Origin of the sequence: Microbacterium sp. Root166, from assembly GCF_001427145.1 — a bacterium.
Classification (GTDB): Bacteria; Actinomycetota; Actinomycetes; order Actinomycetales; family Microbacteriaceae; genus Microbacterium.
This window is the reverse complement of record NZ_LMGL01000001.1, coordinates 1,313,003-1,338,676: the sequence shown is the minus strand read 5'-3', so window position 1 is coordinate 1,338,676 and position 25,674 is coordinate 1,313,003. Positions and strand designations below refer to the sequence as shown.

Genomic DNA, 25,674 nt, shown 5'->3' with positions numbered 1-25,674 from the left:
TGTCTCCTTCTCGAGGACTAGGCGGTGAGGGGTTCGGCGTCGACACGGACGGCGCGCTCTGCGGAGAGTGTCCCGGCGGGCAGGAGCACCGCCGCGATGAGGCCGATGCCGTAGGCGATCGCCAGGCCGAGGAAGACGGGAGAGAACACGGCGGTGTAGATGGCCGCGACTTCCGCCTGCACGGCGGCCGGCGCGCCGTGCACGATCGCGGGGGTCAGCGTCGCCGCGTCGATCGTGGCAGGCAGCAGAGCCGCGACGCCGACGGCGACGACACCGCCGATCAGGGCTGTCGTCACCGTCGCTCCGACCTGACGGACGAGGTTGACGGCGGCCGTGACCGTGCCCAGCTCCGTGCGCGGAACGGCGCTCTGGACCACCGCGATGATGAGGCTCATGAAGGCGCCGGTCCCGACGCCCACCCCGAACATCACCGCCATCGGCACCCACAGCGGAAGGCCGACGGGAAGGATCGACATGATGAGGAGACCCAGCGCGGCAAGAGCCGTGCCCCCGATCGCGAACACGCGGTAGCGCCCCGAGCGGCTCGCCAGGAATCCCGTCGCGAGGTTGCTCACGAGCATGCCCAGCACGGTGGCGATGGGCACCAGCCCGGACACCGTCACCGACGTGCGGTAGGCCATCTGGAAGTACGTGGGCAGGTAGGCCGTCACCGAGAAGAGCCCGATCCCGATGATCGCGGAGAGTGCGAGCCCGGCGGCGATCGTCCGGTTGCGGAGGAGGCTCGGCGGCAGCATCGGCTCGGCGGCACGCAGCTCGACCACCGCGAAGGCGGCGAAGGAGATGAGCGCGACGACGAACGCGACGGCGGCGGCGGCCGCGGCATCCGGGTCCGCCACCCATGAGACGGCGAGCACGAGCGCGACCAGCGCCATGGTGAAGGTGAGCGCGCCGGCGGCATCGAAGCGCCTCACGGCTGCCCCCTCGATGTGGGGGATCGCGAAGACCGCCAGCGCGAGCGCGGCGGCGCCGATGGGGATGTTGATCCAGAAGATCCACGGCCAGCCCCAGTACTCGGTGATGAGTCCGCCGACGACGGGTCCGATCAGGATTGCGATGGGGAACGCGGCGCCGATGACGGCCATGTGCCGCGGGCGCTCGCGCGGCGTGGTCACGTGGGCGATGATCGTCTGCGACATCAACTGGATGCCCGCCGACGCCATGCCCTGGAGCACGCGGGCCACGATCAGCCACGGCATGCTCGCCGCGAACCCGCACAGCGCGGAGGCCACGAGGAAGACGACGAGCGAGGTGAGGAACACCCGACGCGGACCGATCGCGTCGCCGAGCTTTCCGATCACCGGAAGCAGCACGGTGCTGGAGAGCGTGTAGCCCACCACCACCCAGCTCATCTGCTCGAGAGCGCCCAGGTCGCCGGCGATCGTGGCGAGCGAGGTCGAGACCACGGTGTGGTCCAGGGCGCCGAGGAACGACACCGAGAGAAGGGAGATGACGAGGAGGCGGAGCCTCAGAGGTGACAGCTGCATGCGTGGGTCGCCCGAACGATCGGGCCATCGACGCGACGGTGTGTGCCCCGTTCGCGACCTCGCGAACGGGGACGGACCCGAGGGCCCCGACGTCACGATCATGCTAGCACACTTAGGTCAGAAAAGAACTAAAGTACGCGGGTGCGAAGCCGAGGTCGCGGGCGAGCAGCGGGAATGAGCGGCGCCGGCACCGGCTCCCGTACGGTTCCGAGCAGTTCGCCGATGCCCTCGATCGACATGCGGACGACGTCGCCGGGAGCCAGCGGAGGCGGAGTGAGGCCGCCGTTGCGACCCCACAGCTCGCCGAGGCATCCGCCATTGCCGACCGTGCCGGACCCCAGCACGTCTCCGGGCATGACGCGTGAGTTGCGGGAGGCGTACGCGACGAACTCCGGGAAAGGCCAGCCGGCGTTCGACAACAGGTCGTACCCGATGAGCTCGTCGTTGACGTAGACCTCGGCGCGCAGCGGGAGGAAGCCGTCCTCGTCGTGCCGCGATGCGAACTCGTCGGCCGTCACGATCCAGGGCCCGAGCGACGTACCGAAGTCCTTGCCCTTGGCGGGTCCGAGCCGCACCTTCATCTCTCGCGCCTGAAGGTCACGGGCGGACCAGTCGTTCATGATCGTGTACCCGAAGATGTGCGAGCCCGCCTCTTCGGGCGTGAGGTTGCGCCCCGCCGAGCCCTCGACTCCGCCGATCACCAGGGCGAGCTCGAGCTCGAAGTCGAGGCGCTCGGTCACGGGCGGCGACACGGCTTCACCGGGTCCGAGCACGGTGTGGGGGTTGGTGAAGTAGAAGGTCGGCGCCTCGTACCACTCCGGTGCCACGTGACTCTTGCCCTCCACGCCGGCGCTGACGCCTTCGACGTGCTCCTCGAAGGCGACGAAGTCGCGGATCGACGTCGGCTCCAGCGGTGCGATCAGGCGGACAGACTGGAGCGGAATGCGGGGGCCGGCGGCGACGCGCTCGAAGAGCCGGTGCGCTGCCGGCAGGCCCTGGGCGAGCACCTGTGCCACACGGAGTCCGTTCGGGAACGCGACGACCTCGTCGCCGACGACGAACCCCTCCCCGAGTTCGGCGCCGTCGATCCAGCGCGCGATCCTCATGCCCGCACCCGGGTCCGGAGGAGGTCGTCGGCGTTGTCGCCGAGGATGCCGGCCGTGACGTCGCCCGGCAGATCCGCCGAGCGCACGAAGCCCGCCGGATCGTCCAGTCCCATGTCGAAGGGGAAGTCGCTCCCCAGCAGCACGCGCGAGGCACCGGCCGCATCGACCAGATGCCGAAGAGCGAGCGGGTCGTGCACGACGGTGTCGAACCAGAGCCGTCGCAGGTACGTCGACGGCGCGTGCTCGCAGCGTCGCGCCTCGGGGCGGACGTGCCACGCGCGATCCGAGCGTCCGATGGCGAACGGCAGGTAGCCGCCGCCGTGGGCGGCCACGATCTTAAGCCCGGGATGGCGGTCGAGCACTCCCGAGAAGATCAGGTGCGACAGTGCGACCGCGTTCTCCGTGGGCTGCCCGACGGTGTTCGACAGATAGAAGCGGTCCAGGCGCTCGTCGAGGCTGCAGCCGAACGGGTGCAGGAAGACGACGCAGCCCAGCTCGGCTGCGCGGGCCCAGAACGGCTCCAGCCGCTCGTCGGACAGTTCGACATCGCCCGCGAATGACGAGATCTCGACACCGGCGAGCCCGCGGCCGAGCACGGCGTCGTCGAGATACTCCACGACGCGCTCCGGATGCTGCAGCGGAACGACTCCGAGCCCGACGAGGCGGTCCGGCGCCTGAGCGACGTGCTCGGCGATGAGCCGGTTCGTCTCCATCGCCACCCAGACCGCCAGCCCTTCCGGCGCCCAGGGGTAGAAGTGGTTGGGCGAGACGCTGACCCACTGCCGGTCGACGCCCTGGTCGTCCATCGCTGCGAGCCGCGCGGCGACGTCGGTCAGGCGCGGGATGCGCGCCCCGATCATGGCGCCCGATGCCTTCAGGCTCTCCACGCCGTTGCGCCGGCGCTCGAGGTCGGCGGCCTCGGCTACGAGCTCCGGCGCGCGGCGTTCGACCTCGGCGTGGAGTGAAGGAAGCAGCAGGTGCGCGTGGACGTCGGTGATCATGCGGGCACGGCCATCTGCTGGGCGAGTCCGAAGATGAGCCCGCCGGCGTCCGCCTCACGGTTGCCGTCGATCTGCCACTGCGCCAGCTGAGCGGATGCCTCGACCACGGCCTTGGCGCGAGGCAGGCGGCGCGCGTGGAAGGCATCCCACAGCGAGTCGTCGACGCTGTCGCGACCGACGAGGAGCTCGGTGAGCACGACGGCGTCCTCGAGGCCCTGAGCGGCACCCTGGGCGATGGTCGGAGGGCAGGAATGGGCGGCGTCGCCGATGATGACGACGCGTCCGCGGTTCCACGCGCCCTCGACGATGTGCTTCGTGAACCACGTGTAGTTCGCGCGGGCGCCCTTCTCGAGATCGGCGCGGATCGAGTTCCAGGGCCCGCCGTAGGCGCGGGACTCCTCGAGCATGATGCTCGTCGCCTCCTCGTCTGGCACCCCGAAGCGGTCCTGCGACTTCTCGACCAGGAACGCGTACATCGAGTCCTCCCCGGTCGGGGTGTAGCCGGCGATGTACACCGGGCCGCCGTAGTAGAGCTCGGTGCGCTCGACCTCGGCCGGGCGCGACACGAACGTGCGCCAGATGCCCATGCCGTTCGGCTCGGGCACGGTCTCGATGCCGATCAGCCCCCGGACGACCGAGTGCAGGCCGTCCGCACCGATCAAGAGGTCGTAGGCGCCCATCGACTCGTCGTCGACGAAGACCTCGACCGCATCGCTCGCGCGGGCGTCGAGCCCTGTCACCTTGCGACCGAAGTGGATCTTCGCGCCCGCTTCCTCGGCGTGGCGCACGAGGATGCGCGCGAGCTCGGGCCGCGGCATCCCCATCGCGGCGGGGTAATCCGGTCCGCCGGTCTTGACGTCGGGCAGGTTCGCCACCACAGGCGCGTCGGGGCCGGGCGCGCGAAGCGTGAGGCCCTCGAACGGGTAGCCGGCGGCCCGGATGTCGTCCCACGCGCCCAGCGCGTCGAACGCGCGGAGCGCGTTGCCCTGCAACGAGATGCCCGAGCCCAGAGCGCTGAGCTCGGGCTTGGACTCGAACAGATCGACCTCGACACCCGCCTTAGCGAGCTGGATGGCAGCGGCAAGCCCGACGACGCCGGCACCGGCGATCGCGACCTTCGAGACTGCGGTCATGTCAGAACCTCCATGTTCTGGTGAGGGACGGATGGGTCAGAGGATGGCGACGGGGTTGATCGGCGAACCGACCGCACCCGTGATCGGCAGCGGCGCCGCCGAGAGGAGAAAGTCCCAGCGGGAACGCTCGAGGCACGCCTCGGCGAGCTCGTCGAGGTTCCACATCTCGCCGATGGTCAGTCCGATGTTCGGGATGACCACCTGATGCAGCGGCTGGAAGGCGGGGGCGTCGAATTCGTTCGGCCGCACCTCAAAACCCCACGTGTCGGTGGCGATCGCCGCGATCTCAGTGCGGTGGAGCCAGCCCGCGGTGGTGAGCGAGAGCCCCGGCGCCGGTCCGCCGGCGTAGTCGCCCCAGCCGTCGCGACGCGTCCGCGCGTACTGCCCGGTGCGGACGAGCACGATGTCGCCGCGGCCGACGGCGCTGCTCGCGCCCTGCGCGGCGACGCACGCCTCGAGGTCGGCGACGGTGATCGCGTACCCGTCCGGCAGTTCGCCCGTCTCCGTCTGCAGGTGCCGCCCCATGTCGAGCAGCACACCGCGCGAGACGATGACGGATGCCGCGTGCTCGATGCCCGTGACGAGGTCGCCGTCGCTGGTCACGACGTCACCGGCACGGCGGCCGTTCCAGGCGTTGCCGTGGTCGAAGATGTGGCCGAGGCCGTCCCACTGCGTCGAGCACTGGAGGGGCATGGCGATGACGTCGTCCGCGCCGCCGATGCCGTGCGGGAACCCCTGGCTGCCGCGTTCGGCGTCGGTGCCGGTGTCGGTCATGGTGTGCACCGGATTGGTGCGCCGCCGCCAGCCCTTCTGTGGACCGTTCGTGTCGAAGGCCTGCGCCAGGGAGACGATGCGACCCTCGGTCACGAGGGCGGCGGCCTCGACGCGTTTGGACGGCTCGATGAAGTTGAGGGTGCCCAGCACGTCGTCCTCGCCCCAGCGACCCCAGTTCCGGAAGGCGGCGGCGCGCGCAGCGACCTCCGCTGCGGGATCGCTGCGGTCCAGCTCGGCCGGATCCTCCGTCGGCGTGGTCACCGCGCCGGCTCCTCGACGCAGCGGACGACCTGCGTTCCCAGCCCCTGGATGGAGCCGGTCATGACGTCCCCGTCCTGGAGGAACCGCTTCCAGTGCTGGCCGTTGCCCGCGGGGCTTCCGGTGAGCAGCAGATCACCGGGCAGCAGCGGCATGGTCTGAGACGCCGCGGAGACGAGGGCCGGGATGTCGAACAGCAGGTCGCTGGTCGAGGCATCCTGCATCACCTGACCGTTCAGCTCGAGGCGCACGGTCAGATTGCCGCCCTCGACGAACGCCGCCGGGACCAGGAACGGGCCCGTGGGAAGGAAGCCCGGAGCGTTCTTGGCCCGGTACCAGTCGGTGCCGATCTCCTTCATGTCCTTGCGGAAGACGTAGTCGCGCGTGGTGATGTCGTTGGCGATCGTGTAGCCCGCGACATGGCTCATCGCGTCCTCGGGCGACACCCGGAACGCCTCGCGTCCGATCACGACGGCGAGCTCGAGCTCCCAGTCGTGCACCTTGCTGTAGGCCGGCAGGGCGAGCGTCTGGTCGTCACCGACGACGCACGCGGGAAGGCCGATGAAGAAGTACGGCTCGCCGTTGCGCTTGCGGTTGTCCATGATGTCGGCCGCGAACGAGCGTGCCTGATCCGGCGTGCGGGTGCCGTCCTGAGTGAGTCCGGCGACGACCAGCTCGATCACGTGCTGGCGGTAGTTCGCCCCGGTCTGCAGCACCTGGCGAGGCTCGACCGGCGCCGTCAGTGTGACGGCGGAGAGCGGCATCCACTCCCCCTCCGCATCGGCGAGCGCGGCGAGGCGGTCCCAGTCGGGCTCGGCGAGGAACTCGTTGAGCGACGCGGCGCCGAGGTCTTGCTCGGAGAGCGGTCTGATGCGGTCGCCCGCCACCAGGCCGAGCCGGCTGCCCGCCCCCTCTCGGAAGCGTGCGAGCGCGAACGGCGCCTCGGGTCCTGCAGTGGTCGTCATCGTCTGTGCGTCCCATCGCTCATCGTCGTGCGAAGTGGTGTCGCGGGCGGCCCCGGCAAGGAGGAGCCTAGGGCCGCCCGCGGCGGTGTCAGCCCTGTCCCTGCTTCTGGTACGGGTTCAGCAGAGCGTCCTTGATCTCGTCGGGGACGCCCTCTTCGGTCGCGCTGGGACCGTCGGCGGGCGGGAACGACTCGGTCATCGACATCGGCATGACGCTGTTCCGGTAGAAGTTGTTCGACCCCTGCGAAGGCTTCCAGGTGTTCGCCTCCCAGTCCGGCACGTAGTTGCGGTAGCCGCCGGTGTTGAGCTCGATGCGCAGGCTCGACGGCTCGCGGTAGTAGAGGAAGTTCTGCTCGCCGATGCCGTGGATCGACGGGCCGTACTCGATCGGGTAGCCGTTCTCGCCCAGCACGTCGGCGGCGATCAGCAACTCTTCGCGGGTGTCGACCCAGAAGGCATAGTGGTTGATGCGGCCCGCACGGGACGAGCCGTCGAGGACGACGCCGAGGTCGTGCGACTTCTCGTTCGTCGTGAGCACGGAGAACACCGAGATGGGGGCCTCGTCGAGCACGGTGCGCGCCATGAAGCGGAAGCCGAGGGTGTCGACGTACCACTTCACGAAGCCGTCCACGTCGCTCGTCGCGATCGTGACGTGGTCGAGCTGGCGGGGTGCGCCGGCGATCTTGCTACGACGCGAGGGACGGTCGGGGTAGATGGATGCCGCGTCACCCTCGCTGTCGTGGTGGCGGGTGACGTCCCAGTGCAGCGTCATGCTGTGGCCGAAGGGGCCGGTGAAGCGGTAGGCGCGCCCGATGCCCTCGCCGTCGAACCACTCGCCCTGTGCGCCGGCCGCCTCGATGCGCTTCGCGGCCTCTTCGAGAGCCTCGGCGCTCGACGTGCGCCACGCCATGGTTTCGAGCCCCGGTTCGTCGCCCTTGACCACCACGACGGAGTACTTGTAGTAGTCCCCCCAGCAGCGGAGGTAGACACGGTCATCCTCACGGGCGACCTCGACGAGGCCGACCTGGTTGACGTAGAAGTCGACGGATGCCTCGATGTCCGGCGTCGTGATCGCGACGAACGACAGGTGGGACAGCAGCTTGATCATCTTCGATCCTTTCCGGTGGGGCGGCGGATCCCGACCCTTCTTCCACTATCCGGCCGAAGTCGCGCATCAGGGAAGCAGATCATGTCGATGCCTGGCATCGACGATGCTTATGAGGAGAAGCCGCGCAGCATGGTGTCCGCCAGCGCCCGGTCATGGACGAGGTCGTCCAGATCGCCGACGACAGCCCCGTCCACCGCGGCGAGCGCACGGCGGAGGGCGAGTCTCGCTGCAGCCTCATGGCGAGGGCGGGGCCGCCACTCGCCATCGGCGTCGTGGATCCTCACATCGTGCACCCCCAGGACCTCCTCGATCTCGACCTCGACACGCCGTTCCCCGACACCGACGACGAGGAGTGACGGGCTCGTGGCCGACATCAGCCGCGTGATGCTCAGCGAGACGGGTACACCGCCAGGGCCGTCGAGTGCCACGAGGAGCGCCGCCTCCGACCGGGCGCCGCCGCGCAGCACCAGCGGCCCGCCGGCGAGCGAGCGGGCCCACCCGACGGCGTCGACCGTCGTCTCCCGCAGCTCCGCCCCCGACGCCACGACGTCGACGGTGAGGAGGCGGAGCGACCCTGGGTCACCGGTCACAGCCACGTCGTCACTGCGCAGCCGAGGGCGGTGGACGATCACCGGGACGCCGGCCGTCGACATTTCGGCGAGCAGTGAATCCGCGACGCGAGCGGGGTCGGTGACGATCAGCGCGAGCGGGCCGGCGGTTGCGACGTGCGGGTACTGGGCTGCTGCGCGACCACCGTCGATGACGCAGACCGCTCCGGCGGGACCGGTAGCCGGCCGTGCGCGATCCGCCAGCTGCGCGATCGCGGCGCGGAACGCGGCATCCTCCCCCCACACCGGTAGGCGGGTCATGCCGCCGCTCCTCGTCGCACGACGTCGGCCGCAGCGTCCGCCAGCGCGATGGCGAAGCGTGCGTCGGCCTCGAGCTCGTCGTACTCCATGGGTCGCTCGCCACGCAGGATCTCCGCCAGTGATCGCCACTCGGCCTGATATCCGTCCTCGTCGACCACAGGGAAGCGCGTCACCCGGCCTGCCTCGTCTCGCACCCTCACGCGGGCGCTGCCGACATGGACGAACGGGGGCGGGAAGTCGATCTCGACGCGGTCATGGGTGGTCACGATCGTGAAGCGCCACCGACTGTCCGCACCCGCGGGGAGCATGACGGCCGACAGGCGGGCGAGTGCTCCGCCAGCCCGGATCCCGACGTCGTACCCGATCGGCGCCACGGCACGCCCGAACTCGACGCTTTCGAACTCGGGAAGCAGATCCCGCACGAGAGGGAGGTCGTGGATCGCGAGTCCGGTGAGCAGCTGACGGACGATGGCGGCGGACATGATCGGGTCCGAGAGGTCGATCGGCGGCCGAGGCTCCGGCACAGCGGCGGGCACCGTGTCGGCGACGAGGGCGTGGTAGCGGTCGTTCGGCGCGAGCGCGACCGTCGAGGACACGCTGAGAACGCGGGCGCGGGTCCGGTCGAGGTGCTGCTTCACGCGGTCCCAGGCCGGATCGAACAGGTGGTTGGTCCCCACCACCAGCACCACGTCGTTCGCCGCGCAGACTCGCAGCACCGCGTCGAGCTCCTCGGTGGAGACGGCGAGCGGCTTCTCGCAGAAGATCGCACGCTTGCCGGCGGCGACGGCCGCGAGGATGAGGGCGGCGTGCGTGGCCGGAGGCGTGCAGATGGCGACGATGTCGACCGCCGGATCTGCGAGTAGCGCGTCCGCGGACCCAGACCAGCGCGCGTCGACGGTTCGCGCGACCCCTTCTGCCCGACCGCCGCCGGCGTCCGCGACATGCACGATCCGGTAGTCGTCGGTCAGCGACCCGAGAGTCGGCACGTGGAGCGCCCGCACGCCGGGCCCTGCGCCGATCACACCCACGTTGTGCATCCCGGACTCCGATCGTTGGGCCTCGAGCGTAACCCGGACTTCGGTCGCTTTAAAGCCCAAGTTGGAACATAATGCCGCAAGACTGCTCTAGCTTGCGCTCCAGCAACGGGCAGTTGTGTCAGGATCAACCATGGCGACGCGAACGACACTGCGCTTCGGCGCTCAGACGGACGAGGTGACGAGCCTTCTGCGCATCGTCAACATGGTGCGAACGGGCGACGCGACGACGCGCCCCGACATCGGCCGCGTGACCGGCCTCGGTCGCGGCGTGGTGGCGCAGCGCGTGGACCAGGCGATTGAAATGGGATTCCTCGGCGACGGCGACTACGGGCCCTCATCGGGCGGACGGGCTCCGCGCACGCTTCGATTCCGGTCCGATCGCGGGCACATCGTGATCTGCGCCCTGGGCGCGCTGCACATCCACGTCGGGCTGTCCGACCTGGACGGCGTCATCATCGATCAGAGTCACCGCGACTGGGAGATCTCCCGGGGCCCCGCGGAGACACTGGAGGCCACGCTCGCGATGGTCCACGAGCTGCGTGAGCGCCACGATGAGCGGCCGGTGTGGGGCGTAGCCGTGGGCCTTCCCGGTCCCGTCGACTTCGCAACCGGTCGTCCGGTGGCACCGCCGATCATGCCGGGATGGAACGGGTTCGATGTGCGCCGTCGCTTTGAACAGCACTTCGACGCGCCGGTCTGGGTCGACAACGACGTCAACCTGCTCGCCTACGGAGAGCGCGCCCGCCGCCACGAGGACGACATCGACCTGATCTACTGCAAGATCGGCTCCGGGATCGGTGCCGGCCTGCTGTCGCGCGGTCACATCCACCGCGGGGCCAACGGCGCGGCGGGCGACATCGGGCACGTGCGCGTGGCTGGATCCGATCTGCAGTGCCGGTGCGGCAAGGTCGGGTGCCTCGAAGCGGTCGCGGGGGGCTGGGCGCTCACCCGCGACGCCGAAGCGGCGATCGCCGCCGGCGCCGGCGGACAGCTCGCCCGCCAGGCCGCGGACGGCATCCCGCCGACCCCCGAGAACATCTCCCGCGCGGCCGAGAACGGCGACGCCTTCGCGATCTCGCTGATCCAGGCCTCCGCCCGCGTCGTGGGCGAGTCGATCGCCGCACTGGTGAATATGTTCAACCCGAGCGTGATCGTGATCGGCGGCGCAGTGGCCGCGGCCGGTGAGGTGTTCCTCGCTGAGGTGCGACAGCGGGTCTACGAACTCTCGCTTCCGCTCGCGACGCGCGACCTCAGCATCGTCCAGTCGATCAATGACGTCACCGAGCCGTTGCGCGGCGGCGTCGAGATGGTGAAGGAGCAGCTCTTCGATGCGACGTTCCCGCGTTGGTTCGCGGACCAGCAGCCGCCGGCGTCGCTGACTATGTAACTTCTTCGCTCTTTCGACATAAGGGTGTAGGTTCGACGCATAAGCGACGGATCGAAGGAGAGCCATGACGCTCCATGCCCTGCGTGCGGACGCGCTGTCCTCGACGACTGACGGGTTCGCGCTGCGACTGTCATTGCCCTGGATCCGATCGCTCCCGGTCGCGAGCCTTTCAGGCCCGGTCGTGCGGATCGACGGCGCCCCCTCAGGTCCGCTGCTGGTGCAGATCGGCGATCGGTCGATCCCGTCCGAGGCGCTGGTCCACGAGCGGGAATGGTGGTTCGTCCAGGATCGCGTCGTCCTCCGGGGTCGGAGGCCTGTCGCACCCGGCGCTCATGAGGTCACCGTCGTGTTCGAGCTCGTGGTGCCGTACCTCCAGTCCGGTCCGGACGGGCCGCTGCGCCTCCCCTTCACCGCGTCACGGACACTCGTGACGGATGCCCCGACCGCCGTCGCGACCGTTTCGCGCGATGTCGCCTGATACGAGCCGGAGCGAAAAATGACCCGAGCACTCCCCACCGGCTGGACCCTCTCGGCCAGCGCGTTCAACCTCACCCCGACCGTGATCGCCGCCGATCGCACCGCGCCCGATGTCGCGGCATCCCTCATCGAAGAGGGCCTCGCTACGCACATCGAGGTCGAACTCGGGCAGCTGTGGCGCTCGTTCCCCGAGCCCTCGACCGCGGAGGCCACGGCCTTCGGCGAGCGCCTCGCGCGCATCGACGGCCGTGTCAGCATCGTGGGCGGAAGCCTCGACGACTGGACCCCTGCCGGCCGCAGACGCTCCGAGGACGAGCGCTACGCTTTCCTCGAGCCGCAGCTGCGCGCGACGGCCGAAATGGGCGCCACCGGCCTCCGCCTGCCGCTCGGTCAGGCGGGACCCGTGCTTCTGGGCCGGCTCGTGCCTCTGCTGGAGGAGCTGGACCTCGTGCTCTTCGAGGAGGCACAGGGCCAGGGCGCTCCCGGCAACCCCGGAGCGGCGCCGGCGTACGAGACGCTGGCGCGCATCGACAGCCCGCACGTGCGCCTGCTGCTGGACATCAGCATGCTGATGCCCGCGCTGCCGACGACCTACCTCGAACAGCTCGAGACGGCTGGCCTGCCATCGGATCTGGTGCGCCGCCTGCGGGACGAGTGGCAGGACCCGGCGACCGCCGCCGCCGTCGTCGATGTTCTGCGCTCGGGCGCCGTGCCCCCCCAGGTGCACACGCTCTACATGAACCTGCTCGTGCGCTTCGGGCGCAGCAGCATCGCCGACGTCGTCCCGGTCCTGCCGCTGCTGTCCGCGGCCCACCTGAAGTTCTGGGACCTGGACGACTCCGATGCGCGGGTGTCGCAGCCCATCCGCGACCTGGCCGCCGCGCTGCACCGAGTCGGCTTCGCCGGGACGCTCTGCAGCGAGTGGGGCGGCCAGGAGTGGCTCGACGACGATCCGCTGGCGACCACGCGCGCCCACCTCGAGCTCGCGAGCGCCGCGTTGGCAGACGGCGCTGCATCGCTCGCCGCCTGACCACGCGAGCAGCCGGCCCCGCGGCGCGCTTCCCTGAGCGTCGCGAGGCCGGCTGAACCTCCGAGGTCACCCCTCGCGGTTGTAGTACGGCCAGGGCAGAAACCGCCGCTCGCCACGACGATCCGGCCCCTGCAGCGAGATCTCGCCGGTCGCCGCCCACTCCACTCCGCGCGGGAACATGCGGATGAACTCGATGCGGCGGAACGTGTCGATGTCGTGGCCGATCGTGATCGTGAAGGAGCGCCCGGCGCCGTACTCGTTGACCCACGCGATCGGCTGGTCGGTGTTCATGCCCGGCAGCGCGGCGATCCCCTCCGGGGGAATCGCGACCGGGTAGTGCGACATCGGCCACACGGGCGCATTCTCATATGATTCGAGGTCGTCGAAAGTCGTCAGCAGCACCCTGGCGCCTTCGGCGATCTCGACCCCTGTCAGGATGTCGTCACCGGTCACCGTCCATCGCGCGCTGATGCCCTCGGTGATCGGGTGGCGCGGCTCGACGGTGTCGAGCTGCGCTTCACCCCACGGGCGCGGACGCAGACCGCCCGCCACCGTCAGCCGGGAGCCGCGCATCACGTTGTACTCGTCGGGATAGCCCCAGTCGTCCTCCTGCGCCGCTGACCCGTGGAACCAGACGATTCCCTTGCCGTCGTCATAGACGAAGCGCAGCAGCGCGGCATCCGTCTCGGCACCGAAGCCGACAGCCTTGTCGTGATATCCGTCGCGGCCTTCGAAGACCACTATCGCCACGTCGTACTTGTCGATGACGTCGCGGCCCAGTCCACGCGGATCCTCGACGACTCGGACCCTGAATCGTCCGGTGTCCTCGAGAAGAGTAGTCAGCCACTGGTTGTGCTGACGGAAGCTCCGATGCTCGTTGTCGTGTTCACGTGTCATGTGACCGGAGAGGATCAGCACGTTGACGACATCGGTCATCTCGGTCCTCACTTCGTCGAGAAGGCGGCGTCGAACGCGGCGGCCGGCGGCGTGATCTCGTTGAGTCTGCGGACGAATGCGAGCGCCTCCGGTGCACCGTGCAGGCGGTCCATCCCCGCGTCCTCCCACTCGACCGAGGTGGGGCCGTCGTAGCCGATCGCGTTGAGCGCACGGAACAGCGGCTCCCAGGGGACGGCGCCGTGCCCGGTGGACACGAAGGTCCAGCCGCGACGTGGATTCGCCCACGGCAGATGCGAGCCGAGCACGCCGTTGCGGCCGTCGAGGTTGGTCACGGACTCCTTCACGTGCACGTGAAAGATGTGGTCCGCGAAGTCCAGGACGAAAGCGATCGGGTCGAGCTGCTGCCACATGAAGTGCGACGGGTCGAAGTTCAGGCCGAAGGAAACCCGGTGCCCGACGGCCTCGAGCGTCCGCTTCGTCGTCCAGTAGTCGTAGGCGATCTCGCTGGGATGCACTTCGAGAGCGAACCGCACGTCCACGTCCTCGAAGACGTCGAGGATGGGGTTCCACCGGGCGGCGAAATCTCGGTAGCCGGCGTCGATCCATTCGTCGGGTGCCGGCGGGAACATGGCAACGGCCTTCCAGATCGACGAGCCGGTGAAGCCGTTCACGGTCTTCACGCCGAGCTTCGCTGCGAACCGCGCGGTGTTCTTCATGTCCTCGGCGGCGCGCTGACGCACGCCTTCGGGGTCGCCGTCGCCCCACACCCGGTCCGAGAGGATGCCGCGATGACGTGCGTCGATCGGCTCATCGCACACGGCCTGGCCGGTCAGGTGGTTCGAAATCGCCCAGACCTGCAGGTTGTGGCGCTTGAGGATATCGAGTCGCGACTGCACGTACTGGTCGTCATCCCAGCGTGAGACGTCGATGTGATCACCCCAGCACGCGATCTCGAGGCCGTCGTAGCCCCACTCGCCCGCGAGCCGCGCGACCTCTTCGAATGGGAGGTCGGCCCACTGGCCGGTGAACAGAGTGATCGGACGGGACATGGAGCTCCTTCGCTTGGTGGGTCGGGATGGTTCGGCGAGATGGTCAGCGGCTGGGCGGCGCCGCCACCGTCGCCGCGATGTGCACCCAGGCGGAGTCATGCGCCGCGCTCTCCTCGACGGCGGCCAGCACACGCTGGATGGCGAGACCCTCGGCGAAGGACGGGTGCGGGTCAGCCCGCTCCGCGATGGCGGTCACGAGGTCGACGACCTGATGGCTGAAGCCGTGCTCGTAGCCGAGACCGTGCCCTGCGGGCCACCACGCCCCGACATAGGGGTGCTGCGGTTCGGTCACCAGGATCCGGGTGAAGCCCTGCGTGGCGTTCGGGGCGGTGCGGTCGTGGAACCAGAGCGTGTTGAGGTCCTCGAGGTCGAATCGCAGCGCGCCCTTGTCGCCGGATACCTCGATCGACAGGTCGTTCTTGCGACCCGTGGCGAAGCGGGTCGCCTCGAAGGAGACGAGCGCGCCGGTCGACAGTCTCCCCGTGAAGATCGCGATGTCGTCGACCGTGACTTCGCCGTAGCCCTCCCGCGCGCGGCCGGAAAGACCCGAGCCGCTGCCTTGCAGGGGGCGCTCCTTGACTATCGTGTCGACGACTCCCGAGACCGCGGTCACATCGAGTCCGGTGACGAACTGGGTCATGTCGACGATGTGGGCGCCGATGTCGCCGAGCGCGCCCGAGCCCGCGTGATCCTTCTGCAGGCGCCACGCGAGCGGCACGTCGCGGTCGACCAGCCAATCCTGACGGTAGGCCGCGCGGACCTGCGCGATCTCACCGACCGCGCCCTGTGCGATGAGGTCCCGCAGGAAAGTCACCGCAGGTACCCGCCGGTATGTGAAGCCGACCATCGAGCGGACGCCGTTCGCGGCCGCGCGAGCCGCGGCAGCGGCCATCGCCTCGGCCTCAGCAACCGTGTTGGCCAGAGGCTTCTCGCAGAGTACGTGCTTCCCCGCGTCGAGCGCGGCGATCGCGATCGCGGCATGTGAGTCGCCGGGTGTCACGATGTCGACGATGTCGATGTCGTCCCGCGCTATGACACTGCGCCAGTCGGTCGCCGACTCCTGCCAGCCCCACTGAGCCGCGGCATCCGCGACCGCTTCGGCGTTGCGGCCCACGACAACGGCCATCTCGACCTCTTCGTGCAATGGGAACATCCGGGGTGCCTGACGCCACCCGACCGAGTGCGCGGCGCCCATGAAGCCGTATCCGATCATGGCGACGCGCAGCGTCATGCCAGCACGACCTCGCGCTCGACGGGCACCCGGTTGGTCACGTAGCGACCGGGTCCGCCGTCCTGACCGGGCATGATCTGCATGTACAGCAGGCGCATCGTCAGCACGACCTCGACGGTCAGCTTCTCCCCCGCCTCGGGGGCGTGATCCATGGGGATGACGACCTCAGGCTTGTCGGCGACGAACCAGAGCGTGTCCCACTGCTCGGGCAGCTCCTCGATGCGGTAGCTCGTGCCGTTGAGCTCGAACCGCAGGTCTTCCTTGGGCACCGGCACGCCGTTGACGGATGCCGAGACGTCGTCGACCGCCGAGAGCCACAGGCTCCGGTACCAGGGCAGCTGGACGGCGACGCCGATCCCGTCCTCGCGACGGCGGACGTCCTTCTCGGAGAAGAGCGAGTTGTGAGTGGCCATGGCCTGTCCCCTACCTGACTGTTCCGGCGACGGTGCCGGCTGCGACGGATTCTTCGATGGTGCGGCGCATCAGCGCGTGCTGCTTCTTCACGAGGTCGATGGGGTCGGACTCGCCGAGGTCCGAGAAGGCGTGGCCCTCCCACTCGCTGGAGAGATAGCCCTGGTAGCCGCCCTCGACGAACTGCCGCACGATCCGCGGGATGTCCATGGCCGGCTCGTCGCCGTTCTCGTCGATGTCGTAGAACTTCGCATGCACGTGGAAGATCTGCGGCATGATGTCGAGCCACTCCTCCGGCGGCACGAGCCCGTGCATGTTGAAGGCGAGCCGGGTGAAGGGCCCGAGCCGGGCGAAGTCGAAGTCCTGCGACGTGAGGAAGTCCTCGAACTTCTGGTTGCGCACGTGCATCGGCGTCGGCTCGTGCCAGATCTCGTCCATGACCGAGAAGTACTCCTCAGGCATGCCCATCTGCCGCATCGTGCGCAGCAGCGTCGGCGACAGCGAGTGCATCGTCGACGAGAAGTCGGCGGTGAACCCCAGGCGATCCGACTGCAGCTCCTCATACATCTCGCGCATCTGCAGCACCTGCGGATTGTTCGGTCCTGACGGTGCGTGGATCTCGTAGCCCAGCTTCTGGTCGTACTTCTCTGCGAGCGGCAGCAGGCTGCGTAGCAACTCCTTGCCATGGGACCGGATCACGACCTTCTTGAACCCGAGGGTGTGCGCGGTCTTGAGCTGGCGCGCGAGGAAGTCGTGCTCCTCGTCGCGCGTCATGTCGCGCTCCTTGCGGCGTCCCATATCGAGATTCGTGCCGATCGCGCTGGGCTCGAGGCCGTAACGGTCCATGCTGTCGCGCCAGAGGCGGACGAACTCGTCGTCCACATCCGGGTAGGTGCGCAGCATCTGCGCGATGTTGAACTCGATGCCCGGGCCGAGACCCTCGTCGGCGGCCGCCTTGATCAGAGTCTCGGGCGTGTAAAGTCCGGCGGCGAACTCCGAGGTGAGCGAGTAGAGGGTGATCCCGAGCTTGATGCCCGTGCCGGCGATGCCGTCGTTGTCAGTCATGATCTGGTCCTGAGCCTGTCGAAAGTCGGTTGGATCAGCCGCGGACGGGCTGAGCGAGGTGGGTGGAGAGGATGCCGCGGGCCTCGGCCGCATCCGTGATCATGCGGCTGCCGGCATCCGTCGCGGCCGACCGCTGCACCGCCTGCTCCCCGGCGATGATGTCGAAGGGGCTCTGCCAGTGGTTCCAGTGCCAGCCCTCGTACTCGCTGGAGACGGCGCCGTTGTAGCCGTTCTCAACGAGAATGCGGATGAGGTCGCGCACCGGAACCGACGGCTCTTCGCCGCTCTCGTCGATGCCGAAGAACTTGCCGTGCACGTGACGGATCCACGGCATGATCTCGAGCCAATCGTCCACGCGGGCGGGCCCGAACAGACCTGTGCCGTTGATGCCGAAGTCGATGCCGAGATCGGGGCGCCCGTTCTGCGCAGCCAGTCCGATGAATCGGCCGAAGCGCTGGCCGTGCTCGGCCTGATCAGCGGGCGGACCCTGCTCGTAGAACTCGTTCCACAGCCCGGTGACCTGCGCGAGCAGCTCCTCCGAGGCGCCGCGGCGACGGTAGGCCTCGATGAGCGATGGGGCGAAGCCCGAGACTGTGGCGCCCCAGTCCATCGTGAACCCCAGGTAGGGCGAGCCGACCTTCTCGTAGCGGTCGCGGAGAGCGAGGATCCGGGGATGCGACGCGTACTGGTCGGCGTGCACCTCGAGCGCGAGGGTGACACCGTACTCCTCGGCGATCGGCGCCAGCGCCTCCATCGAGTCGGGGGTGAGCGAGATCTGCACCCGCGCGATCGGGAAGCCGAGCTTGGCCGCGGCCGCGATCTGCCGGCGCATGTACTCGATGAGCTCATCTTGATTGAGAAGGCGATCACGGTGGATGCCGATGTCGGCGTTGACCGCGAGTGAGGTCGTCACGAGACCCACCTCGTCGACCAGGTCCCGGAACCATCCGGCGAACGCGTCGTCGATATCGGGGAAGCCGCGGAAGCTCGAGAAGCCGATGATCTCGAGCCCGGGGCCGTAGCCGTCGGCAGCCACCTTGCGGATGAGGCCCTCGAGGTCGTACTCGCGGCCGTGGAAGGCGCGGGTGAAGCTGTAGAGGGTGACGCCCTGGATGGGCGTGCCGAGCTCGGTCATGCCGCCACCGCCTTCATGGTCTTCTTGTCGTGCTCCTCGATGTGGAGCACCTCGGAGTCGGAGATGACGATGTACGGGATGAAGAGCGTGAGATCGACCTCGACCTCGTGCTCGGCATCCGGGGCCGCCTCCACATCGCCGGACAGCACAGCGGAGTCCAGCGGGAACCACCACTCGTCGGTGTTCGTCGCCAGTTCGGCGAAGGTGAACTCGCGCCCGTTCATGGTCCAGCGGAGGGACTGCGGATCAGCGGCGACGCCGTCGATCTTCAGGCCGGCGCCCGCGATGCAGGAGCCGGGAAGGGCTCGGTACCAGGGAATGCGCACCTCGACCGCGGCGCGTGCGCCATCGGTCTTCAGCGTGCCCTGCTCGATGATGCGATCGGGGATCACAAGTCCTCCTTGACTACTTTGTCCTTGTTTCTACAGTATAATGTCGTATTCCTACATAAGTCAACCGTAAGCGAGTTCGGCGGCGACCTTCCATGCTCCGCGTATAGCGAGCGCGACGCTGGTCAGAGTCGGGTTGCACGCCGTGGCCGTCGGGATGACGCCGTTGCCCGCCACGAACAGGCCCCCGGCTGCCCAGACCTGGCTGTCGGCGTCGCAGACGCTCTCGCCGTCGTCGCTGCGGCCCATGCGCGTTGTGCCCTGGTAGTGCAGGGACGCGCCGAGCGGCATCGTGAAGGGGTGCGAGTCGAGCGGGTCACCGATGGCGGCGCCCATGCGTACGATCTCTTCGCGTGCCCGCTCCATGACGGCGTGGTCAGCCTCGGTCAGGCGGTAGTGAAGACGAATCGCCGGCATCCCGTACGCGTCGCGCTCGACGTCATCGAAGGCCACCCGATCCTCTCGCCGCAGGTCCTTCGCGCAGAACAGGCCGAGGCCGACAATCGATCCCGGCTGCACCGGATCGTCGAGGGCGAGCGGGACCGGCGAGGCATCGAGCTGCATGACCTGCCCATGGAAGGGCACGTCGTCGGTGAACGGCACCCAGCTGACGCCGCTGTACTCCGCGAGCGCGCCGTCTGCCGGCACGTCGGCGGCCAGCGGGGGCACATCGCGCAGTCGCACCGCGAACACGATCTGGGCCTGGTCGTTCAGGTAGCGCCCGAGAGCCTCGGGGCGGATGCCCGAGGCCCACAGCAGCTGCGGGGTGCGCAGAGCATCGCCGGCGACCACGACGAAGCGGGCACGCACGGTGTGGGTCGCGCCTGAGCGCACGTCGCGCACGTCGACGCCCACCGCACGTCCGTCCTCGAGCAGCACCCGCGTGACGAGCGACTCGTCGTGCAGGGAGAAGTTCTCGTTCGCCCGGGTAGTCTCGCCGAGCACCACGTCGGATCCCGACCATACGAGGCGGCCGTCCTCACGGCGGTGCACGGCGAGCGGCATCCGCTGCACGCGCGTCTCGTCGACGCGCCCCTCGTCGACGGCCTTGGCCAGGCGCTCGCGCACCAGGTCGCCGAACGGCGAGCCGTCGAAGGCGTGGGTCGTCACGCCGAGCAGGCGCTCGGCCTCGTCGAGCAGTTCGTCGAGGTCGGGCACGAAGGGGACGCGCTCGCTGCCACCGGGGCGCGGGCACGCTGCGGTCCAGTGGGCCGCCATGCCACCCACGTTGCTCGACATCGCGGCGACGGGCAGGCCGTCCTCGCCGGGCTGCTGATAGCCGTCTTCCAGCAGGAAGGTGCCGGCCCGGGCGAGACGCCGCCCGCTCTTGACGGCTCCGGGGTTGCTGACCGTCTCCGCTGCCGCCGAGGGGCCCTGGGATGCGTGCTGGGCGGCGGATCGCCGGGCGGGATCCTCGATGTTCTTCACGTGCGCACCGGGTGGGTCCGACACGGTGGGTCCGACCTCGAACATCGCGATCGTCGCGTTCGGCGCCTCCTCGCTCAGGATGCGGGCGTATGCGGCTCCGGTCGGGCCGCTGCCGACGATCACCACGTCGACCGCGTCCGGGTAGGCGCGCGCGCTCATGCGGCGGCCGCCAGTGCGACGATCCGCTTCACCGACTCGGCCGACGGGGCCTGCGGGTAGTACTCGAGGCCGATGGGGCCGTCGTACCCCGAGGCGCGGAGCTCGCCCAGACGGGCCTCCCAGTCGATCGCACCCGTGCCGGGCTCGCCGCGTCCCGGAGCGTCGGCGAGCTGGACGTACCGGATGAGGTCGCCGGCGTTCGCGAGCTCGGCCGCGACGTCCTCCCCCTCGACGGTCGAGTGGTACAGGTCGTAGAGCACGCCGAAGAACGGGGAGTCGACGCCGCGCGCGACGTAGACCGCCTCGCTCGTGCGGTCCAGCAGCGACCCGGGGTGATCGACACGGACGTTCACCGGCTCGAGCACCAGCGTGATCCCCGATCCCTCGATCTGGGCGATGGCCTTCTGGTAGATCTCGATGAGCTTGTCGAGCTGCACCTGGCGCTTCCATCCGCCGAATCCGGTGCCGCTTCCGACGACCATCCGCGGGGTGCCCAGGACATGGGCGATCTCGACGCCCTCGTCGAGCTTGCGGTAGAACTCGGAGTGGTCCCACGGCGGGATCATGAACTGCGTGCGGGGCTCGGCGAGCTGCGCGGTCAGCTGCAGCCCCGTCTCATCCAGCGCCGCCTTCAGCGCCGGCAGGTCCTTGGGCGTCGAAGGCGCGTCGACACCCGTAGGCCCCCACATCTCGACGGCCGTGAAACCGGATGCCGCGGCCGCCCGCACGCGGTCGTGATAGTCGCCGGCCTCTGTGAAGAGCAGTTCGATATTGGGTGCGAGCTGGTACATGGTCGTCCTTAGAGTCAGAACATCGGATGGTCGTGGGCGGCATGCACGGGAACCTGCTGAAGCACGTCCCAGTGCTCGACGATCCGGCCGCCCTCGAATCGGTAGATGCTGATCAGCCCTTCAACCCACCTGCGAAGCCCTGGATGAAGCGCTTCTGGGCGAAGAGGTAGAAGGCCAGGATGGGGATCATCGACACGATGACGATCGCGAAGATCTTGTTCCACGACGACACCAGCGAGCCGATGTAGTAGTACATCGCCACAGGCAGCGTCTGGTTCTGCGAGCCACCGAGGAAGATCAGCGACGTGAAGAAGTCGTTCCACACGATGAGACCGGCCAGGATGGCCACCGTCCCGGTGGCGGGCGACATCAGCGGAAGCACGATGCGGAAGAAGATCTGCGTCCTGGAGGCGCCGTCGATCGTCGCCGCCTCCTCGTACTCCGTGCCGAGGCCGCGGAAGAATCCGGCGTAGAGGAAGATCGACAGCGGAAGCAGCATGCCGGTGTAGAGGATGATCATGCCCCCGATCGACCCGGTGAGGCCGATGGCCCTCGCCCCGATGTACAACGGCACGGTGCCGAGCTGCGTGGGCAGCACGATCGCGATCAGGAAGAGGTAGAACACCGCCCGGCTCCACCGGCGGGTGCTCCGTGCGATGACATATCCCGTGATCGCCCCCAGCAGGATGAGGCCGAGGATGCTGCCGGCGGTGATCAGGATGCTGTTGACCAGGCCCTGGATCACGTTGGAGTTGCCCTGCGCCGTGAGGACCTCGGTGAAGTTGCTGAAGTCCAGGCTCGTGGGCGGGGCGAGGTTCGAAGTGGTCAGCACTTCCTCGTCGGACTTGAAGGCCGTGGTGACCAGGAAGTAGAACGGCGCCAGGAAGATCACGGCGATGATCCAGAAGACCACTTCGCGGGCCGCGGTGAGCTTGGTGTAGCGGAACATGTCAGTCCTCCTCGGGACGGCCGCTGGTCACTCGCTGCTGAATGACGGCGAACACGAGAATGATGAGCGTCAGCACGAGGGCCAGCGCCGCGCCGTAGCCGAAGTTGCCGAGGGCGAAGGACTCCTTGTACACCTGGGTCGCGAGGGTCTCGGTCGCTCCCGCCGGACCGCCGCCGGTGAGCGCCATGATCTGGTCGAAGACCCGCAGGCCGTTGACGAGCCCGAGTGTCGTGGCGATGGCCACGGCCGGTCGGATCGACGGGAAGGTCACGTGCCAGAAGCGCTGCCACAGGGTCGCGCCGTCGATGGCCGCCGCCTCCTCGATCTCGATCGGCACGGCGGCGAGGCCGGCCATGTAGATGACCATCGCGAAGCCGGTGTTCTGCCACACGATGACGACGAGCACCGTCCAGATCGCCCAGGTCGGATCGGCGACCCACGCCTTGGCGAATTCGTCGAGGCCCATCGCCCGGAGCACGCCGTTGATCGGACCGTTGAAGTCGAAGATGAACTTCCAGACGTACGAGACCGCGAGGGGGCTCAGCACCACCGGCATGAAGAAGAGGACGCGGAGTGCGTAGCGGGTCTTCAGACCGCGGTTGAGGCCGAGAGCGAGTGCGAGCCCGGCGATGTTGCTGAGGATGACCGACGCGAACGCGAGGAAGAGCGTGTTGGTGACGGCGCCGATCTGCGTCGGATCGTTGAAGATCTCGACGAAGTTCTGGAACCCGATCCAGGTGAAGTCGCCGATGCCCGACCAGTCGGTGAAGGCGAAGAATCCGCCGATCGCGGTGGCGACGTAGTGGATGGCGAGGACGAGCAGGATGCCCGGCAGCGCCCACCACCAGTACCCGAACTTCAGCAGACCGGGCCGGCGGGTGGCGGCATCGCGACGACGGCCGCGGCGATCGCGCTTCGGAACGATCAGCGCCTCGGTCTCGGTGTTGAGTGTCGCGGTCATGATTCCTCGTGTTCGTACGTCATCGTGCGGAGGTGGGAGTGACCGCCCGGGCGTCATGCGCCCGGGCGGTCACGGTGATCACTCGCCCCAGGCGCTGTCCATGTCCTGGAGCACCTGGTCGACGGTCTTCTGACCGGTGAGCAAGCCCTGGACGCCCACCTGCAGCGCCTCGTACACGGCCGGGTTCGGCCAGATGTTGTTCGGCAGCGGCGTGTACGAGCCCTCGGCCAGCAGGTCGACGACGGGCGAGTAGATGGTCTCGCTCAGATCGAGGTCCTGGTAGTTCGAGATGGGCAGGAGGCCGGATGCCTCGTAGTAGATCTCCTGCGCCTCGGGCGTGGCGAGCCACTCCACGAAGTCGGCGGCGGCGTCCTTCTTCTCCGATGCGGCGTTGATCGAGATCGTGTAGTTCGAGCTCGCGATGATGTAGGGGTCGCCTCCATCTGCCGGCGGGAAGGGCTGCACCTTGAAGTCGGCCTCCGGCGGTGCCGCGGTCGCGATCTCGACGGCCGAGCCCGAGGGGATGAAGCTGCCGACCGACGTGCCCTGAGACAGCCCGTTGGTGATGGCGTCGAAGCCACCACCCTCGGCACCGGCCTGGAAGCAGCCGCCCTCGTTCAGGTCGATGATCGTCTGGAGGGTGTCGGCCCAGCCCTCGCTCTCGGCGAACGTCGTGTCGCCGGCGGCACGCTGCTCGTTCCAGTCGGGATCCTGGGCGTAGACGCGGGTGGCGGCGATGCCCTGCGCGGTGAGCCCCGCGTTGGGGGGCGCAGCGCCGGCGACCACGAGGAGCGACTTGCCGTCACCGGCGAGCGCGGTGCACGCGTCGTACATCTCGTCCTCGCTCGTCGGCCACGCATCGAGGCCGTTCATGGCAGCCGTGCCCATGCTCGCGACGACTGCCGCGATGGTGAAGTCCATCGGCTGGCCGTAGACCTCGCCGTCGATCTCGAAGATCGTCTCGCTGCCCTGCGGCACGAGCGATGCCGCGGTCTCGCCGAGCGGTTCGAGGAACCCGGCCTCGGCGAGTGGGATGATGCCGCGGGCGTCGCCGGATCCGGGCGTCGTCTGCACGACGTCGGCCGCGTTGCCGGCCTGGAACTGCGTGCGGATGGTCTCGCCGTACTTGTCGTTCGGCGTCGGGTTCGTCGTGATGGTGACGTCGGGGTTCGCCTCCATGTAGGCGTTCGACAGCGTCTCGTACGGGCTCTCGAGGTTATTGGAGGTCGCGAACGTGAACGAGAACTCGGCCGCGCCTTCGTCGCCCGAGTCGTTCGAATCGCCGCCGGAGCCGGAGCAGCCGGCCAGGAGCAGCGCTCCGATGACGGGGACCGCGATGAGGGCTCCTCGACGCAGAGCGGTGTGACTGTGCTGTGACATGTCCAGCCTTTCTGACTTCATTGTCGGCGGCTCGTCCATTCGAGCGCCTGTGCTGTGAGTCCAGTATCACGATCATGTGCCGGAAACGCACATAAGGGTTTACGATATGCGGCATAAGCCGGGACGACCCCGGTCGATTTTCGACACCATCGACCCCGCGTATACCAACCCCCGTGGGCATAGCCTCCGTTGATACAGTGGATCGACCGCTCTTGCATCGGAGGTTCACGTCGTGGTGACCGATCACGCCCTGCTCTCACGCCTGGACCTCAACCTGCTCGTCGCGCTCGACGCGCTGCTCACGGAGAAGAGCGTCACCCGCGCCGCTGAGCGCCTGCATCTCAGCCAGCCCGCTCTGAGCGCCTCGCTCGGGCGGCTTCGCATCCACTTCGGCGATCAGATCCTCGCCCGCCGTGGCAACACCTACGAGCTCACGCCGTTCGCGCTGCGACTCATCGAACACACCACCACCGCATTGGAAGCCGCACGGCGCGTGTTCGAGAGCCAGGCGACATGGAGTCCGGAGGAATCCACCCGGGAGTTCTCGATCTACGGGTCGGACTACGGCTTCGTCACCCTCGGAACCGTCGTATCCCGGCTCGCCGCCGAGCGTTCGCCCGGGGTGCGATTCCGCTTCATGCTGCACAACCCCGTCATCGTCGAGGACGCCGCGACCAAGTTGCGATCCGCCGACGGCATGGTGATCCCGCATGGCCCGGTCTCGGATCTGCCGTTCCTCGACCTGTGGCACGACAGCTGGCTGGCGGTCGTGTCCGACACCAACTCGGCCGTCGGCGCCGAGCTCACGATGGAGAACATGTCGGAGCTGCCCTGGGTGATGACGTACCAGTCGCGGTCCGCCTTCACCTCCGCCGCCCGTCAGGTTCAGCAGCTCGGGGTGGAGCCGCACATCGAGGTGGTACTCGAGAGCTTCCTGTCGGTCGGGCACTTCGTCAGCGGAACGAACCGGATCGGTCTCGTGCAGGCGGCGCTGGCCCCCCACATGCTCCGCATCGGCGGCATCCGGGTGGTGCCCCTGCCGTTCGATGCGACGCCGCTCGTCAATGCCCTGTGGTGGCACCCAAGCCACACCCGTGACCCGGAGCACACCTGGATGCGCGGGCTGTTCGAGGAAGCGGGCCGCATCGTCGAGGAGAACGCTCACGTCATCGCGTGAAC

At 68.6% G+C, this 25,674-nt stretch carries 25 protein-coding genes; 4 read left to right on the top strand and 21 right to left on the bottom strand.

What is annotated here, in order from left to right; translation table 11 throughout:
- Positions 1-17: 17 nt before the first annotated feature.
- The 9 genes from ASD56_RS06070 to ASD56_RS06030 all read right to left on the bottom strand — a co-directional run bounded on the left by ASD56_RS06070 (position 18) and on the right by ASD56_RS06030 (position 9,756).
- Positions 18-1,505 carry an MFS transporter gene (locus tag ASD56_RS06070; protein WP_055962482.1) on the bottom strand — a complete coding sequence of 496 codons (1,488 nt, stop codon included), beginning with the start codon at positions 1,503-1,505 and terminating at the stop codon, positions 18-20.
- A gap of 128 nt (positions 1,506-1,633) precedes the next feature.
- Complete coding sequence (locus ASD56_RS06065) at positions 1,634-2,611, bottom strand: fumarylacetoacetate hydrolase family protein (RefSeq protein WP_055962479.1); 978 nt, start codon at positions 2,609-2,611, stop codon at positions 1,634-1,636.
- Entirely contained in the window at positions 2,608-3,612 is a 1,005-nt protein-coding gene (locus ASD56_RS06060) for an amidohydrolase family protein (protein WP_055962476.1), read from the bottom strand. Before ASD56_RS06060 ends, ASD56_RS06065 begins: the two co-directional genes overlap by 4 nt.
- The gene (locus tag ASD56_RS06055; RefSeq protein ID WP_055962473.1) at positions 3,609-4,745 is read right to left on the bottom strand and encodes an FAD-dependent monooxygenase; all 1,137 of its coding nucleotides are present in this window, start codon (positions 4,743-4,745) and stop codon (positions 3,609-3,611) included. The genes ASD56_RS06060 and ASD56_RS06055 overlap by 4 nt, the downstream gene beginning before the upstream one ends.
- A gap of 36 nt (positions 4,746-4,781) precedes the next feature.
- Positions 4,782-5,780 carry a cyclase family protein gene (locus ASD56_RS06050; protein WP_157535780.1) on the bottom strand — a complete coding sequence of 333 codons (999 nt, stop codon included), beginning with the start codon at positions 5,778-5,780 and terminating at the stop codon, positions 4,782-4,784.
- Entirely contained in the window at positions 5,777-6,742 is a 966-nt protein-coding gene (locus ASD56_RS06045) for a fumarylacetoacetate hydrolase family protein (protein ID WP_055962466.1), read from the bottom strand. Before ASD56_RS06045 ends, ASD56_RS06050 begins: the two co-directional genes overlap by 4 nt.
- 88 nt (positions 6,743-6,830) lie before the next feature.
- Positions 6,831-7,850 (bottom strand): VOC family protein, encoded by a 1,020-nt coding sequence (locus ASD56_RS06040; protein WP_055962463.1) that lies wholly within the window; start codon positions 7,848-7,850, stop codon positions 6,831-6,833.
- Positions 7,851-7,957: 107 nt separating this feature from the next.
- Positions 7,958-8,719, bottom strand: a complete 762-nt coding sequence (locus tag ASD56_RS06035) for a hypothetical protein (RefSeq protein WP_055962460.1) — start codon at positions 8,717-8,719, stop codon at positions 7,958-7,960.
- On the bottom strand, positions 8,716-9,756 hold the full coding sequence (locus ASD56_RS06030; RefSeq protein WP_055962457.1) for a Gfo/Idh/MocA family protein: 1,041 nt from the start codon (positions 9,754-9,756) through the stop codon (positions 8,716-8,718). Before ASD56_RS06030 ends, ASD56_RS06035 begins: the two co-directional genes overlap by 4 nt.
- Before the next feature lie 130 nt (positions 9,757-9,886).
- Between ASD56_RS06030 and ASD56_RS06025 the strand changes: the two genes are divergently transcribed.
- The 3 genes from ASD56_RS06025 (at position 9,887) to ASD56_RS06015 (ending at position 12,650) form a co-directional block, all read left to right on the top strand.
- A complete protein-coding gene (locus ASD56_RS06025; RefSeq protein WP_055962454.1) occupies positions 9,887-11,143 on the top strand; it encodes an ROK family protein in 1,257 nt (418 codons plus the stop codon).
- Positions 11,144-11,207: 64 nt separating this feature from the next.
- The gene (locus ASD56_RS06020; protein WP_055962453.1) at positions 11,208-11,621 is read left to right on the top strand and encodes a hypothetical protein; all 414 of its coding nucleotides are present in this window, start codon (positions 11,208-11,210) and stop codon (positions 11,619-11,621) included.
- Between the two features lie 18 nt (positions 11,622-11,639).
- Positions 11,640-12,650, top strand: coding sequence for a hypothetical protein (locus ASD56_RS06015; protein WP_055962450.1), 1,011 nt, complete (start codon positions 11,640-11,642; stop codon positions 12,648-12,650).
- A 66-nt stretch (positions 12,651-12,716) separates the two neighbouring features.
- Here the strand turns inward: ASD56_RS06015 and ASD56_RS06010 are convergent, their stop codons facing one another.
- From ASD56_RS06010 to ASD56_RS05955, 12 genes are all read right to left on the bottom strand, one after another.
- Complete coding sequence (locus ASD56_RS06010; RefSeq protein ID WP_055962447.1) at positions 12,717-13,586, bottom strand: ThuA domain-containing protein; 870 nt, start codon at positions 13,584-13,586, stop codon at positions 12,717-12,719.
- Between the two features lie 8 nt (positions 13,587-13,594).
- Entirely contained in the window at positions 13,595-14,596 is a 1,002-nt protein-coding gene (locus tag ASD56_RS06005) for a sugar phosphate isomerase/epimerase family protein (RefSeq protein ID WP_055962444.1), read from the bottom strand.
- Positions 14,597-14,639: 43 nt separating this feature from the next.
- On the bottom strand, positions 14,640-15,827 hold the full coding sequence (locus ASD56_RS06000) for a Gfo/Idh/MocA family protein (protein ID WP_055962441.1): 1,188 nt from the start codon (positions 15,825-15,827) through the stop codon (positions 14,640-14,642).
- A complete protein-coding gene (locus ASD56_RS05995) occupies positions 15,824-16,240 on the bottom strand; it encodes a C-glycoside deglycosidase beta subunit domain-containing protein (protein WP_055962439.1) in 417 nt (138 codons plus the stop codon). Before ASD56_RS05995 ends, ASD56_RS06000 begins: the two co-directional genes overlap by 4 nt.
- A gap of 10 nt (positions 16,241-16,250) precedes the next feature.
- Positions 16,251-17,303 carry a sugar phosphate isomerase/epimerase family protein gene (locus ASD56_RS05990; protein ID WP_055962436.1) on the bottom strand — a complete coding sequence of 351 codons (1,053 nt, stop codon included), beginning with the start codon at positions 17,301-17,303 and terminating at the stop codon, positions 16,251-16,253.
- Between the two features lie 34 nt (positions 17,304-17,337).
- Complete coding sequence (locus ASD56_RS05985) at positions 17,338-18,438, bottom strand: sugar phosphate isomerase/epimerase family protein (RefSeq protein ID WP_055962433.1); 1,101 nt, start codon at positions 18,436-18,438, stop codon at positions 17,338-17,340.
- Positions 18,435-18,830, bottom strand: a complete 396-nt coding sequence (locus tag ASD56_RS05980) for a C-glycoside deglycosidase beta subunit domain-containing protein (protein WP_055962431.1) — start codon at positions 18,828-18,830, stop codon at positions 18,435-18,437. Before ASD56_RS05980 ends, ASD56_RS05985 begins: the two co-directional genes overlap by 4 nt.
- A gap of 60 nt (positions 18,831-18,890) precedes the next feature.
- A complete protein-coding gene (locus ASD56_RS05975; RefSeq protein WP_055962428.1) occupies positions 18,891-20,414 on the bottom strand; it encodes a GMC oxidoreductase in 1,524 nt (507 codons plus the stop codon).
- Entirely contained in the window at positions 20,411-21,205 is a 795-nt protein-coding gene (locus ASD56_RS05970; protein ID WP_055962425.1) for a TIM barrel protein, read from the bottom strand. The genes ASD56_RS05975 and ASD56_RS05970 overlap by 4 nt, the downstream gene beginning before the upstream one ends.
- Positions 21,206-21,317: 112 nt before the next feature.
- Positions 21,318-22,154: a carbohydrate ABC transporter permease gene (locus ASD56_RS05965; RefSeq protein WP_055962422.1), complete on the bottom strand. Its 837-nt coding sequence runs from the start codon at positions 22,152-22,154 to the stop codon at positions 21,318-21,320.
- A gap of 1 nt (position 22,155) precedes the next feature.
- Positions 22,156-23,115: a carbohydrate ABC transporter permease gene (locus tag ASD56_RS05960; protein ID WP_055962420.1), complete on the bottom strand. Its 960-nt coding sequence runs from the start codon at positions 23,113-23,115 to the stop codon at positions 22,156-22,158.
- 78 nt (positions 23,116-23,193) lie between these two features.
- Positions 23,194-24,495 carry an ABC transporter substrate-binding protein gene (locus tag ASD56_RS05955; RefSeq protein ID WP_055962417.1) on the bottom strand — a complete coding sequence of 434 codons (1,302 nt, stop codon included), beginning with the start codon at positions 24,493-24,495 and terminating at the stop codon, positions 23,194-23,196.
- Positions 24,496-24,730: 235 nt separating this feature from the next.
- Here ASD56_RS05955 and ASD56_RS05950 point away from each other — a divergent pair, with 235 nt between their 5' ends.
- Positions 24,731-25,672, top strand: coding sequence for a LysR family transcriptional regulator (locus tag ASD56_RS05950; RefSeq protein WP_055963747.1), 942 nt, complete (start codon positions 24,731-24,733; stop codon positions 25,670-25,672).
- Positions 25,673-25,674: the final 2 nt, after the last annotated feature.